14 protein-coding genes are annotated in these 13,722 nt (G+C 37.8%); 5 read left to right on the top strand and 9 right to left on the bottom strand.

Features of this window, described 5'->3' with window-relative positions:
- Positions 1–5: 5 nt before the first annotated feature.
- The gene (locus tag ACVWYN_RS02715) at positions 6–929 is read right to left on the bottom strand and encodes an SPFH domain-containing protein (protein WP_457287281.1); all 924 of its coding nucleotides are present in this window, start codon (positions 927–929) and stop codon (positions 6–8) included.
- Positions 930–1,027: 98 nt separating this feature from the next.
- Between ACVWYN_RS02715 and ACVWYN_RS02720 the strand changes: the two genes are divergently transcribed.
- Complete coding sequence (locus ACVWYN_RS02720) at positions 1,028–1,213, top strand: hypothetical protein (RefSeq protein ID WP_457287282.1); 186 nt, start codon at positions 1,028–1,030, stop codon at positions 1,211–1,213.
- Here ACVWYN_RS02720 and ACVWYN_RS02725 read toward each other — a convergent pair.
- The 4 genes from ACVWYN_RS02725 to ACVWYN_RS02740 all read right to left on the bottom strand — a co-directional run bounded on the left by ACVWYN_RS02725 (position 1,210) and on the right by ACVWYN_RS02740 (position 2,860).
- Positions 1,210–1,356, bottom strand: coding sequence for a hypothetical protein (locus ACVWYN_RS02725; protein WP_457287283.1), 147 nt, complete (start codon positions 1,354–1,356; stop codon positions 1,210–1,212). The genes ACVWYN_RS02720 and ACVWYN_RS02725 overlap by 4 nt on opposite strands.
- Positions 1,347–1,670 (bottom strand): CapA family protein, encoded by a 324-nt coding sequence (locus ACVWYN_RS02730; protein WP_457287284.1) that lies wholly within the window; start codon positions 1,668–1,670, stop codon positions 1,347–1,349. The genes ACVWYN_RS02725 and ACVWYN_RS02730 overlap by 10 nt, the downstream gene beginning before the upstream one ends.
- A gap of 193 nt (positions 1,671–1,863) precedes the next feature.
- Positions 1,864–2,319 carry a CapA family protein gene (locus ACVWYN_RS02735; protein ID WP_457287285.1) on the bottom strand — a complete coding sequence of 152 codons (456 nt, stop codon included), beginning with the start codon at positions 2,317–2,319 and terminating at the stop codon, positions 1,864–1,866.
- Entirely contained in the window at positions 2,306–2,860 is a 555-nt protein-coding gene (locus tag ACVWYN_RS02740; RefSeq protein ID WP_457287286.1) for a C40 family peptidase, read from the bottom strand. The genes ACVWYN_RS02735 and ACVWYN_RS02740 overlap by 14 nt, the downstream gene beginning before the upstream one ends.
- Before the next feature lie 688 nt (positions 2,861–3,548).
- Between ACVWYN_RS02740 and pdhA the strand changes: the two genes are divergently transcribed.
- From pdhA to hisS, 3 genes are all read left to right on the top strand, one after another.
- Entirely contained in the window at positions 3,549–4,544 is a 996-nt protein-coding gene (pdhA, locus tag ACVWYN_RS02745) for a pyruvate dehydrogenase (acetyl-transferring) E1 component subunit alpha (RefSeq protein WP_457287287.1), read from the top strand.
- A 30-nt stretch (positions 4,545–4,574) separates the two neighbouring features.
- Entirely contained in the window at positions 4,575–6,233 is a 1,659-nt protein-coding gene (locus tag ACVWYN_RS02750) for a pyruvate dehydrogenase complex dihydrolipoamide acetyltransferase (RefSeq protein ID WP_457287288.1), read from the top strand.
- Positions 6,234–6,318: 85 nt separating this feature from the next.
- A complete protein-coding gene (gene hisS, locus ACVWYN_RS02755; protein ID WP_457287289.1) occupies positions 6,319–7,710 on the top strand; it encodes a histidine--tRNA ligase in 1,392 nt (463 codons plus the stop codon).
- Here hisS and ACVWYN_RS02760 read toward each other — a convergent pair.
- The 4 genes from ACVWYN_RS02760 to ACVWYN_RS02775 form a co-directional block, all read right to left on the bottom strand.
- Positions 7,700–8,167 carry a nuclear transport factor 2 family protein gene (locus tag ACVWYN_RS02760; RefSeq protein WP_457287290.1) on the bottom strand — a complete coding sequence of 156 codons (468 nt, stop codon included), beginning with the start codon at positions 8,165–8,167 and terminating at the stop codon, positions 7,700–7,702. The genes hisS and ACVWYN_RS02760 overlap by 11 nt on opposite strands.
- 51 nt (positions 8,168–8,218) lie before the next feature.
- Positions 8,219–8,611 carry a response regulator transcription factor gene (locus ACVWYN_RS02765; RefSeq protein WP_457287291.1) on the bottom strand — a complete coding sequence of 131 codons (393 nt, stop codon included), beginning with the start codon at positions 8,609–8,611 and terminating at the stop codon, positions 8,219–8,221.
- A gap of 201 nt (positions 8,612–8,812) precedes the next feature.
- Positions 8,813–10,111 (bottom strand): ABC1 kinase family protein, encoded by a 1,299-nt coding sequence (locus tag ACVWYN_RS02770; RefSeq protein ID WP_457287292.1) that lies wholly within the window; start codon positions 10,109–10,111, stop codon positions 8,813–8,815.
- 3 nt (positions 10,112–10,114) lie between these two features.
- The gene (locus ACVWYN_RS02775) at positions 10,115–10,768 is read right to left on the bottom strand and encodes a TetR family transcriptional regulator C-terminal domain-containing protein (RefSeq protein WP_457287293.1); all 654 of its coding nucleotides are present in this window, start codon (positions 10,766–10,768) and stop codon (positions 10,115–10,117) included.
- A gap of 567 nt (positions 10,769–11,335) precedes the next feature.
- Between ACVWYN_RS02775 and ACVWYN_RS02780 the strand changes: the two genes are divergently transcribed.
- Positions 11,336–13,672 (top strand): TonB-dependent receptor, encoded by a 2,337-nt coding sequence (locus ACVWYN_RS02780; RefSeq protein WP_457287294.1) that lies wholly within the window; start codon positions 11,336–11,338, stop codon positions 13,670–13,672.
- Positions 13,673–13,722 lie beyond the last annotated feature (50 nt).

The following is a 13,722-nucleotide window of genomic DNA, read 5'->3' on the forward strand; positions in this document are numbered from 1 at the left end:
CATTTTTATTGCGATTTTTTTGCAATTTGCATAGACATCATTTCTTTCAGTGTTTTATTCATTCCCTCGGTTGACCCATCAAGAAAAATTACGTTTCCATCACTGTTCTCAGAAAAATGCTTAATTGACTCTGTCCACATGGTAAAAAGTATGACAGAAATATCGAGATTTGCTTCCTCCATCTCCTGGGCAGCTTTGGTCATTCCGTGTGCTACCTCTGCTCTGAATAGCGCAATACCCTGACCTCTTAACTGTGCAGCTTCTCTTTCAGCTGCCGCAGCAATTTTAATAGCATTACCGTCAGCTTCCGCTCCTTTTGTTTTTGTTATCAAAAGTGCTTGTCCCTCATTTTCTGCTGCGGCTTTTAGATTATTTGATGCAACTACACGGCTCATTGATCTCATGATTTCTTCATCAAATGTAATGTCATTTAACTGCAAATCTTGTAAATGGTATCCCCAGCTTTCTAATACAATGTCAATTTGCTCTTTTACATGCAGCACAATTTCATTTCGCTGGGCAAGAACATTGGCCTGTTTTTGAGTAGCTACGTATGCGCGGATAGATCCTTCAATGGTTCTTATAAGTGCTTGCATTAGATTGGTTGAATCAACAAATTTAAAGGCAACATTTTTAATAGTCTCTTCATCCTGATTGAGTACGGAATACAGCAGCATAGCCTTAAAGTAAACGTTTGCCTGATCCTGAGTTACGGCCTGAAAGGAAAGTTCTACCGATCTGTTTTGAATTGATATTCTGGATTGAATGTTTTCAATCAGTGGTATTTTAAAATTTAAACCTGGCCCGAGCTGTCGACGGTATTTACCGAAAACAGTAATTACCGCGATTGTTCCTTGTTTTACAGTCACAAAGGAACTAAGAAGTACAACTAAAGCAAACAATAATAAAGCGTAGAAAAAGTATTCCATGATCATTCAATATTTTTGGTGATAAATATTGAAGATACAAACTAATTTGTATTAGGCACAGATATTGCAATAAGAATTTATATATAAGAAAATCAATTATGAACGTTAAACGTACCTTCGGAACTATTTTAACTTTACTGGGAGTTATAGGATTAATTTATGCTGGATATGGCTTTACTCAACATGACTCTGCAACTAGGCAACTAATAGTTTTTGGAATTATAGGAGCTGTTTTTTTCTTTACTGGAGTAAGTCTTGTAAGAAATACAAAAGACGAAGCTTAATCAGCTCTTTGGCGAATTGTTGTTCCTTCGAAAACTAATCTATGACCAGGAAAATCTGCATCAGTAAGGAATTTCATTTTTTTGAAAGCGGCATGAGTTGGATCAATCTTTAGTCTGCTGATTTTATCTTGTTTCACGGACATATTGAGGCGGTGATAAATTCTCCATTAGGCTTAATTTTTAAATTCAACAAAGGAGCAATTCCATTGGAGCCACTCAGGTTAAACATTCCATAAGCGCAAAAATTGCCAAGGCTATAGGCGATAAACCGATTTTTGTAGACTTCCACCGCACGTGTAACATGTGGGCCGTGTCCAAGAACTACGTCAGCACCTGCATCAATAACTGCATGTGCAAATTTGTAAATATTGCCGCGGTTCTCCTTATAAAAGATTTCATCCTGTTTCAGTACATGTTCGAATTTAGAACCTTCACCACCCGCCGTGAAATGATACAATAACGACGTCCGACAGCGTTTTTAATTTTGAAACCAACTCTACTGCACCTTCAATGTCAGTTATCTGCAGCGTGTTTTCATTTGGTGCAAATGCGCAAAATGCATATTTAATGCTATCTTTTTCAAAAAGACTATAAGGATGGAAACGTTGACCGGCGAACTTTATATCAAGTGAATCTAGTATCTCAATTGTTCATTTTCTGCCTGTGTTTTCAAAGTCACCAATGTGATTATTAGCGATACTTAAAACGTTAAAACCCGCTTCTTTGATAATGCCTGCATATCTTTCAGGCATTCTAAATGCAAAACAGCTATTGCTTAATGTATCTTTACATTTAGTAGATTTGCCCGTGTCTAAAAGACACCCCTCTAGATTTCCGAAAATAATATTTCCTTTTAATTGGTTAATGACATTTTTAAAACTATGAATAGCGTCATCCTTCGGTAAGTTTATTTTTGAAGGATAAGCAGAGTCCAACATGATATCTCCCACAGCAGAAATGGATATGGTATCTGTATTTAGGGGCTTAATAAGATGAGTTTCAGAAGCGGCTTTTTTAAGCGTAATATTAGAAACATTTCCTATTGTGAAGCCTAGGAAAATGTGTATTGTTGGAACTACAATTAATAAGTGTTTACTCTTCGACAAGCTCTTCTTTCAGACCTTCTAATATTCTACCGCCTTTATAAAAATACCTAGAATAATAAGGCTCGTTAAGATTGCTGATTACTACGCCACGTGAAGATGATGCATGAGCAAAGCGATTGTCGCCTAGATATATTCCAATATGAGTAATGCTTCTGCTCTTTATCTTGAAAAATACAAGGTCACCTTCTTTTAGTTCATCCTTTGGAAGTGGATTAACCATGCTAAAAATATCGCGGGAGTTTCTTAAGATCGTCGTGTTGAAAACTTTATCGTAAATAGCCTTGGTAAAAGCAGAGCAATCAATGCCTTTTTTAGTTTCTCCTCCAAATCTGTAAGGAGTTCCAATCCATTCGTAGATAAATTTGTAAAGTTTAATGTTAGAAGTAGCGTCAACTGCAACTCCCATTACCTGGGAGAAATATTGCGATGCTAAGTTGTCAGGATCTTCCAGTTTACTGGCTTCTTTTGTATTAGTTTGTGCATTTAAAGCCGTTAGGCCGCACAATACGATACATATAGACAACAAAAACTTTTTAATCATGTTATACTGTTAAGTTTGGGTTATAAGACTTACACTTAAACGTACACCACTAGGGGCTTATTGTTTGAGAAGCAAACATATGTATTTTAGTCATTTTATGCAAATCTATAGAGATCATAATCAATAATTATTAATATTTTAATATTAGGAACGTGTTGTGCGATTAAAATAAGAGAATAAAAAAGTTGTGCATAATACCTCGCTTTATGCCATTCTGCGCTAAGGTCATGCATATCCAACAAGTTAATCTTTAATGAGCAGGATTCAAATCACAAATCAGCCCTTGCAGGTGCTGTTTACCATCGTTTTATATGGCTGGCAAAAAGATAAGGGTTCTAAAGGGGTACAGAGGAGTTGAATAGGACTTTACCTTCTTCTCAAGTCCTGTCAAAGTCCTATTTTTATGCCACCCATAAAAGAGCATTGTAGGAGGAGTATAAGAGCGAGTATATCTATGATTGCTCAAATTCTTTCCTCTCACGGGTTAACGTTTACGATGCTATTGATAAATACATTAATAAATACCTGTTATTGCTGGCCAAAAAACTAAAATAATATAGGGTGTTCGGCACCAAGATCAATACATTGTTAGGCGCTGTAACCTTACTATGTATTTTACATCATTTTCTTCGATATATTCCAATAAAAAAGTAGATTTGCTCTCATAAATAAAATCAACACACCAACAATGAGTGCAGTAGAAATTAATAAAGATACCTATCTGAAGTGGTTTGAGTCGATGCTGCTGATGCGCAAATTCGAAGAAAAAACAGGGCAGCTTTACGGGCAACAAAAAATCCGTGGATTCTGTCATTTATATATTGGTCAAGAGGCTGTAGTAGCCGGAGCTCTTTCTGCATTGCAGAAAGGAGATTCTATGATTACTGCATATCGTGACCATGCCCATGCTTTGGCTTTGGGGGTAAGTGCAAATGAAATCATGGCTGAGATGTATGGTAAAGCTACAGGATGTTCTAAGGGAAAAGGTGGTTCAATGCACATGTTTAGCAAAGAACATCACTTCTATGGTGGTCATGGTATTGTTGGTGGCCAGATTCCATTGGGGGCCGGCATTGCCTTTGCAGAAAAATACAAAGGTACTACCAATCTTAATGTTTGCTATATGGGTGATGGTGCTGTTCGTCAGGGTGCTTTAAACGAAGCATTCAACATGGCTATGCTTTGGAAGTTACCTGTCATCTTTGTTTGCGAAAATAATGGATATGCAATGGGTACTTCAGTTGAACGTACTACGAACATGACCGATATATATAAAATTGGATTAGGATTTGATATGCCATGTGCTCCTGTTGATGGTATGGATCCGGTAGCTGTCCATAATGCAATGGACGAAGCTGCCCAGCGTGCAAGAAATGGCGAAGGACCAACCTTCCTGGAGATGCGTACTTATCGTTACAGAGGTCATTCCATGTCTGACCCAGCAAAGTACCGTACTAAAGATGAGTTGGAAGAATACAAGGCAAAGGACCCTATTGAAAGTGTTAGAGAAACGATTTTGAGTGAGAAATATGCAGACCAGTCATGGATTGAGGAAATCGAAGCTAAAGTAAAACAGGTCGTTGATGATGCAGTTAAATTTGCTGAAGATTCTCCTTGGCCAGATGCTTCTGAATTGTATACTGATGTGTATATTCAACAGGACTACCCGTATATTAAAGATTAATTTTAACATATTCAATAGATAGTATATAGAATGGCTGAAATAGTTAGAATGCCCAAAATGAGCGATACCATGACCGAAGGGGTGATGGCGAAGTGGCATAAAAAAGTTGGCGATAAAGTGAAAAGCGGTGACGTGATGGCTGAGGTAGAAACTGACAAAGCTACTATGGATCTTGAATCCTATTGGGACGGTACCGTATTATATATTGGTGTTGAAGAAGGTAAAGCTGTTCCTGTTGATGCAATTATTGCAGTAATAGGAAAAGAAGGCGAAGATTATAAAGCGGCTTTATCTGCTGAAGGTGGTTCTACCGAGGTTCCGGCCAAGGAAGAAAAATCGGAAAGCAAGCCTGCTGAAACAAAAGAACAAGCCGTTAAAGGTGCTGCTCTTACTGATGCAGATATTGAAAAACTAGGGGTAACTGTAGTTCGTATGCCTTTACTAAGTGATACCATGACTGAAGGTGTTATTGCAGAATGGCACAAAAAGGTTGGTGATAAAGTTAAGAATGATGATATCCTTGCAGATGTGGAAACCGATAAGGCAACAATGGAAGTAATGGGTTATGCAGAAGGAACTTTATTGCACATTGGTGTTGAAAAAGGACAAGCGGCGAAGGTTAATGGAATCATTGCCATTGTTGGTCCTGAAGGAACAGACATCAGTGGAATTTTAAGTCAGGGAGATGGTCCGGCAAAACCAGTTGCAGATAAAAGTGCTGATGCTCCTATAGCTGAAAAAACTCAGGCTAAACAAGTCGAAACAGAAAAGCAAGAAGAATCTCATTCCTCTGATGATCGTGTTAAGGCTTCCCCATTGGCAAAAAGAATAGCTAAAGATAAAGGAATTGACCTAAGCCAGGTTTCTGGAAGTGCTGATGGTGGTCGTATCATTAAAAAAGATATAGAAAACTATAAGCCAGCCGCTGTTGCTCCAGTAGTTTCAAAGGAGGCTCCTGCTGCAACTTCAGAAAAAGTAGCTGCTCCACTTCCAGTTTATATTGGTGAAGAGAAATTTACCGAGAAACCGGTAACTCAAATGCGCAAGGTGATTGCTAAACGCTTATCTGAAAGCTTATTTACTGCTCCTCACTTTTATTTAACAATGAGTATAGATATGGACGGCGCTATTGCCGCCCGTACTAAGATGAATGAGTTTGCGCCTGTTAAAATATCGTTTAATGATCTTGTGCTGAAAGCAGTATCAGTTGCTTTAAAACAACACCCTAACGTTAACTCCTCATGGTTGGGTGATAAGATCCGTTATAATGAGCATATTAATATCGGTGTAGCAGTTGCTGTAGAAGACGGACTGCTTGTTCCTGTTGTTCGCTTTGCTGATGGTAAATCTCTTTCAAGAATCTCTGCCGAAGTGAAGGATTTCGCGCAACGTGCAAAAGCTAAAAAATTGCAGCCAGCTGATTGGGAAGGTTCAACTTTTACCATATCTAACCTGGGTATGTTTGGTATTGATGAGTTTACTGCAATAATTAATCCGCCTGATGCTTGTATTCTGGCTATAGGTGGTATCTCTCAAGTTCCTGTTGTTAAGAACGGAGTTGTTGTACCCGGTAACGTAATGAAAGTTACTTTAAGTTGCGATCATCGTGTTGTTGATGGCGCTACAGGATCTGCATTCCTTCAAACATTGAAGGCCTTGTTGGAAGAACCTGTAAGATTGTTGATCTAACATAAAAGATAAGAATTTAAAAGGTTGCCAGATCAAAAGTTGGCAACCTTTTTTTATGCCTTTTAGTTTTTGTACTTTTGCATGCATGTCAAATATCAAACCTTCTTTAGCTAAAGGAACCAGGGATTTTTCTCCGCAGGAGATGATCAGACGCAACTATATTTTCGATACCATTAAAAGGGTATTCAAGAAATATGGTTACTCAGAGATTCAAACTCCAGCGATGGAGAACTTATCTACCTTAACTGGTAAGTATGGTGATGAAGGCGATAAGCTGATCTTCAAAATTCTGAACTCGGGAAATTATCTTTCTAAGGCCAATTCCACTCACCTGTCTGATTTAAATTCAAATGCCTTAACTAGTTCTATTAGTGAAAAAGCATTACGTTATGATCTGACAGTGCCTTTTGCAAGATACGTTGTTATGCATCAGAATGATATCACGCTGCCTTTCAAGCGTTTTCAGATTCAGCCGGTATGGCGCGCCGATAGGCCGCAAAAAGGACGATACCGGGAGTTCTATCAATGTGATGTGGATGTTGTCGGTTCGCCAAGTTTACTTAATGAGGCAGAATTTGTTCTTATTTATCAGGAGGCATTGGGCAATCTTGGTTTGAAAGATTTCACTATTAAGATCAATAACAGAAAAATCCTTTCGGGCATTGCAGAAGTAATTGGAAAGCCTGGACTGATCATTGATATGACAGTTGCGATAGATAAGTTGGATAAAATTGGACTGGATGGGATAATTAAAGAGCTTCTTGAACGTGGATTCACGGATGATGATATAGTTAAACTTAAACCTGTAATTCTGTTAGAGGGCAATAATGATCAGAAACTGGAGCAACTTAAGTCGGTACTTTCTTCTTCGCCAACAGGACTGGCAGGTATTGAAGAGATCGAATCTGTTTTCAGGTATGTTTCAGGGATGATTGGTTCGGATACTTTATCTAAACCCGATCTAGAGCTCGACATTACCTTGGCTCGGGGACTAAATTATTATACAGGATGCATTTTTGAAGTAAAAACCAACGAAGTAGCCATGGGCAGTATTGGTGGTGGCGGACGTTATGATGACCTAACTGGAATGTTCGGACTAAAAGGTCTTTCTGGTGTAGGTATTTCTTTTGGTGCCGATCGGATATACGATGTGCTTCAGGAACTTGGACTTTTTCCAGAATCTGCAATTGCGGGTACTACGGTGCTCATCAGTAATTTTGATCTGGCTGCAGAAAAATACGCTTTGCCTATTTTACTGCAATTAAGGAATGCTGGCATAGCTGCAGAACTTTATCCTTCCTCAGCAAAGTTAAAGAAGCAAATGGCTTATGCGGATGTAAAGACTATTCCTTATGTAATGCTTATTGGTAGCGACGAAATGCAAAGTGGTAAATTAACCTTGAAAAATATGAAATCGGGAGATCAGCTGCAACTATCAATTGCTGAAATCATTGAATTACTATTCGTTAATTCTTAGCAATGTATTTCGATAAATTGTCCATAGCTATTTTTTTAATTTTTCTTTTAAAGTAGGGGGTCCAGCCAATTAGTAGGCCCGTGTTGCCAAATGCTTGTTTTGCCCAGCTGTAAAAATTAAATTCATCACGGTGCTTTAAAATTTTGTCATCTTTAATTATAAACGAGGCATTGATCTTATTGACCACCCTCTTGCCCGTGCGTGAAAAGGTGTAAGTTGCTTCCCAAGAGGCGCTCCCGCTATTTTCATCTGCCCAAACGTCTTTAAAAATTAGGTCCATGTCTTTTCCATTCTTGATTAACATCTCCCACATCTTTTTAACTTCCAATGAATTTAATCCCTTAAATATCGAATCTGTAAAACTGGCATTATCATGATAACATGCCTGCATGGCAGAATAGTCTTTCTTTTTAAATGCGGTGTAAAAATCAGTGATCAGGGTTTCGTTCGTATTCATTTTTGATGAAGCTAAATATGATTTTTTTTACCCTAATATATAAAAAACAAATTAATAGCTTTTTCCAGCCAAAATGCCCTCAATTCGGTCTAACAAATCATCTATATCAAATGGTTTTGCTAAAAACCCATTTGGTTTAAATTTTCCATGCTCTACATTCTCAGCGGTGTACCTTGCAGATATCATTAACACTGGAATTTCACATGTTTTATCGTCAGACCTAAGCTGTTTTAACAATTCTCTTCCATCCGCATCTGGGAGCATAATGTCAAGAATAATCAAATTAGGGCCAAAGGATTCAATATGACTCATCATATCTGCACTCTTATTAAGGCCGCTAACTTTATAAGATTCACTTTGCAGGATCAGCGTAATCACGTCTAGTATTGCATGATTATCTTCTACAACAAGTATGTTTTTGTAAATTGGTGAGCCTTTAGTCAAAATAGAGTACTTAGTGGAGTACAAATATATTTAAGTGTTTTGATTTGTTTATATATTTTTTAAAATTTATAAACAGATTATTGCAAATCCAACTTTTGAAAAAAAATGTAGTCTTAAATGAAACCTTTTCAACTAAATGTAGTCTTAATAATAGTTTTAGTTTTAGGTTAAGAGGGTATGATTGTGGCGATTGTACCCTCTTTATATATGAGGCTGATATGTTGTCGTATTAACAACTGCTTTTAAATCTTGCAAAATGGAATATAACCCAAAATTTGTACGGTTCACATAAATAAAATGCTTTACCCCCCTAGCTTGTTTAAACTCTGGCATTTTGGATATTTTTTCACCATAGTTATATAATTCCTTAAAAAAATCAGGGTTGTCAAAATTAAACGTTTTACTGGTATAAGGCATCGCAAAAAGCTTAATCATCTCCAAATAGGATTTATAGTAAAACTCTACTTCTCGCTTACTATCATCCTTGTGTATCATGCCTAGCTTCCTGAAAGCATCAATGGTTTTAGCCTTGTCTAATATTACGTCGCTTGATATTAATGAAAAAAAAGGCTTGTAAAAATCTTCCGGTAGTTCCTTAATACACCCAAAATCAATCACACCTAATTTTTCATCAGCCGTAATCAAAAAATTACCGGGATGAGGATCAGCATGTACCGCTCTAAGCTCATGTTGCTGAAAGTTATAAAAATCCCAAAGGGCCTGCCCAATCTTATTCCTTAACTCCTGCGAAGGATTGGTCTTCAAAAATTCTTTTAAGTGCATTCCATCTATCCAGTCCATTGATATGATACGCTTTCCAGAAAGCGATGGGTAGTATTTTGGAAAAACAACATTTGGTATGTCTTTGCAAGCTTCCGAGAATTCAATAGAACGTTTTACCTCCAACTCATAATCTGTTTCTTCCAACAGGCGTTCTTCAACTTCTTTTATATAAATGTTAAGCTCTGTTTCGCTCATTCCAAGTAATCTGAAAGCAAAGGGTTTTACCAAGTTCAAGTCCGAAGAGATGCTATCTCCAACTCCTGGATATTGGATTTTTACAGCCAATTTTTTTCCACCCAGTTCTGCCTGATGAACTTGCCCTATTGATGCGGCATTGTTTGATTTTGTATTGAATTTATCATAAATCTGTTCAGGAGTCTTTCCAAAGTTTTTTGTAAAAGTCCTTACAATGAGCGGGCCTGATAGTGGCGGTGCATTATATTGCGACTGAGAGAACTTATCTACATAAGATTTAGGCAATATATTTTTATCCATACTCAACATCTGCGCAATCTTGAGTGCACTTCCCTTCAGTTCACTTAACGAATTATAGATATCGGTTGCATTATCTTCATTTAACTCATCCCTATTTAAAGCATGGTTAAACAGTTTTTTAGAGTAATGTTTTATGTAATTCCCTCCAATTTGTATACCTGTTTTAACAAATTTTGCTGAACGCAGTGTTTTTGACACTGGGATGCTTTTTTGCTCCTTCATTTATTAAAACCTCATTTTTTCTTTAAGGCCGGTGTTTCTAGATAAAAATTTCCCATATTCCAGCAGATTGTCGATCGGTGAGTGCTGAAATAAGTCGAAAGTTACATTGATGCCTTTTTCAATAGCCTCGTCGGTTTTTTCAAATCCTACACTATCATCACCAATCCAAAATTTAACTATGAAAGCAAATTGCAGCCAAAGTGCATCTTTATATTTTTTGCTAAAGAACTTTCTATCAGCTAGCTCACCAGTTTCTATTCCTGTGTTTATAATTTCTTCTGCAAAATTTTCAAATATCGATTTTACTCCAGAAAGTATAGCGGGAGTTGCAAAGCTAAGGCCAGCGGGTTTTATACTGTATAAGATAAAACTGCGCTGTTTCTTTAATACTTCTACATAGCTGTAAAAAAAAGCGAGTATCTTTTCCCTTGAGCTATACTGCTGCCAAACTTCCTGTTGTTGTAAAGTATCGATGGTTTCAACAGTAAGGTCTACCCATATTAGCTTTTCGATGCTATCAAATGAGGCATAAAAATCGTAGAAATCAGATTCTGCTATCTTAAGCTTCTTAGAAAAACTGTATACAGATTTTGGCCGTTCATCATTAGTGAGTACATAATTAACGTACCCATTTTTTATTTGTTCTGCAGTTGCCATTCTTTTTTATCTTAGTAACGTTAAAATGAAATACTTAGTTCTTGTTAAATGTAAAGTTAACGCAATCTTCCGTCATTAATTGGTGACATAGGCCAGCTTTGTGGAAGAAATTTCTAATTTCGTTGCGTATTGAAATACAATAGGAAACATATCAAACAAGTATTTGCACTTTTACTGCTCGCGGTATTTGCTTTTGCACTTATTCCTTTAAGTATTTTCCATAACCACCATCAGGAAACCAAGGTAAGTTGTACAAATGGGGAAGTTAAGTGCATGCATAAACAGCATGTGAAAAGCAATGCCGATACTTGTGTTATCTGTTCGCTACATTTCGAAAAAACCTATTGCCGTAACGATTACTATTTTCAAGTTTTTCTGCAAAAAAGGCAGCATACACCACATTTTTATGAGCTTTCAACTGCTTACACTGAGCTCATCGGCACTTCGCTTCGTGGTCCTCCACTAAGCTAATTTCCATTAACGGCCAAATATTGCCGCTATTTCCAATCAATTATGTTTTCTGAACAGGCAATTGCCTTGTTCCACCATTTATTTTTAATTCAGTTTATGAAACATTTACATTTTTCACTGGTTTTTTTATTATATATACTATTTTCTGGTACAGGCTATGCTGCATCTTTAGCAGATGTTACAGGTAAAGTCACCGATGCCCAGAGTAACACTTCACTTAGTGGTGCTACAGTTTCCATTCCAGATCTACGCAAGTCTGCGTTGACCAACGATAATGGAGAATTCACAATAAAGAACCTTCCATTCAGGGGCAAATTCCTAGTTCAGGTTAGTTATGTAGGTTACAAGAGCATTACAAAAACTGTTGATTTTTCAGTGTCAGCTAATTTAACCTTTGCCCTGCAGCCAAGTGTTATTGAAGGCCAGGAGGTGGTTATCACAGGATCGGGCTCCAGTTCAGATAATCGCAAAAACAGTACTTCAGTTGCCACTTTAAACAAATCTCAGTTATTATCACATCCCTCTACTAACTTGATGGATGCCATATCCAGGTTGCCTGGGGTTGCACAAATCACTACTGGTCCTTCTATTTCAAAACCTGTAATAAGGGGTTTAAGTTACAACCGTGTTGTTACTTTAAGTAATGGGGTTAAGCAACAAGGACAACAATGGGGTGATGAACATGGTATTGAGATTGATCAGTATAGTGCAGATCATGTTGAAGTATTAAGAGGGCCCGCAAGTTTAATGTACGGCTCTGATGCACTTGGTGGTGTTATTAATATCCTGGATGGCCTACCTGCTCCAGAAGGCACACTTAGAGGAGAGTTCCTTACAAATTACGCAAGCAATAATGGTTTGACTGGTAGTTCACTGATGTTGCAGGGTAATGAGAATGGTCTTGTCTATAAAGTTCGCGGAACTTATAAAAATGCATATTCTTACCAAACACCTACCGAATATGTGCCCAACTCGGGTTTCAATGAAACGAATTTTGAAGGCCAAATTGGTGTAAACCGCAAATGGGGTTACGCACATTTGGATGCCTCAAGCTTTCGCAACAACATCGGTTTTTACGAACCGGTACGAAATGCCGATGGACAGCTGACCGACCAGGATGGAAATCTATTTTCTGATGCGCAGAACAAAGATCGATCACTGGCCTTTCCTAAGCAGGATGTGCGTCATTATAAGATTGCATTAAACAGTAACATCATCTTAGGCGATGGAAGCTTAAAAGCAACATTGGGTTATCAGCACAACCTGCGCAGGGAATTGGAATCCGAAGGTCCTGAAGGTTTAGCTTTGTTCCTAAACAGCCATACTTATAGCTATGATCTTAAATACTCATTGAAAGATTTCAATGGATGGGCGCCAGTTGTCGGTCTTTCAGGAGAATTTATCAACAGCCTAAATACAACTGGTGGCGCTCAACTCATACCCGATTATAATTCAAGTGCACTTGGAGGTTTCGTGTTCATCAAAAAATCATGGGAGAGCGATAGCTTTAACGCTGGAGCAAGGTTAGATTACCGGAAAATGGATGGTAAAGCATTTAGTGGTGATGCTGAATTCTTTGCTTTTTCCAATACTATTTCTCACATCACGGGAGCGGTTGGTTATACACATGAATTTAATGAGGCATTAAGTTTTAAGTCTAATGCCGGAAGTGCATTTCGCGCACCTAACATTGCCGAACTATCTTCTAACGGTGTGCACTCAGGAGCATTTCGGTATGAGGTGGGTAATCCATCGCTAAAGCCAGAACAAAGCTACCAGCTGGATGCTTCTTTTGAGTACCAGAGCCAATACATCAGCGCTTCGCTGGGTGGTTTTGCAAACCTTATCAACGATTATATCTATTACAATACAAACGGTACTACCATCGCTATAGATAACGGTAATGGCAGCACAAGAGATTTTCCTGTTTATAATTTTGTGCAGAACAACGCTTTCCTCCGCGGAATAGAGGCTTCTTTAACTTTGCACCCAGTTAGCTTTATTCATTTTGAGAATGGATTTTCCTATACCAGAGCAACCAATCGCAGTATTAAAACGTCTTTGCCTTTTATTCCTGCGGCAACCTTAAGGAATGAGCTAAGGTTTGAACCAAAGATCACAGGTACTAATAATTCCTATTTTGCAGTTGGTATAGATAACTTCTTCAAACAGGATAAAATCGATAGTTTTGAAAGTGCATCCAGCGGCTATACTTTATTAAATGCTTCTGTGGGTACCACGATACGGTTGGGAAAATCACAAGATATCACAGTTTATGTTGCCGGCCGTAACCTTTTAGACAAAGCGTACTACGACCATCTAAGTCGTTTTAAGCCTGGCAGATTGAGCGATGAGGATCCAACACTTGGTATTTATAACCAGGGCAGGTCAATTACATTCGGATTAAATATCCCTTTTACAGTAAAAAAATAGTCAATCATTGCTTCAAAAATCCCGTTCCCTCATCAGAACGGGATTTTTGT

The organism is Pedobacter sp. UYP24, assembly GCF_054057295.1.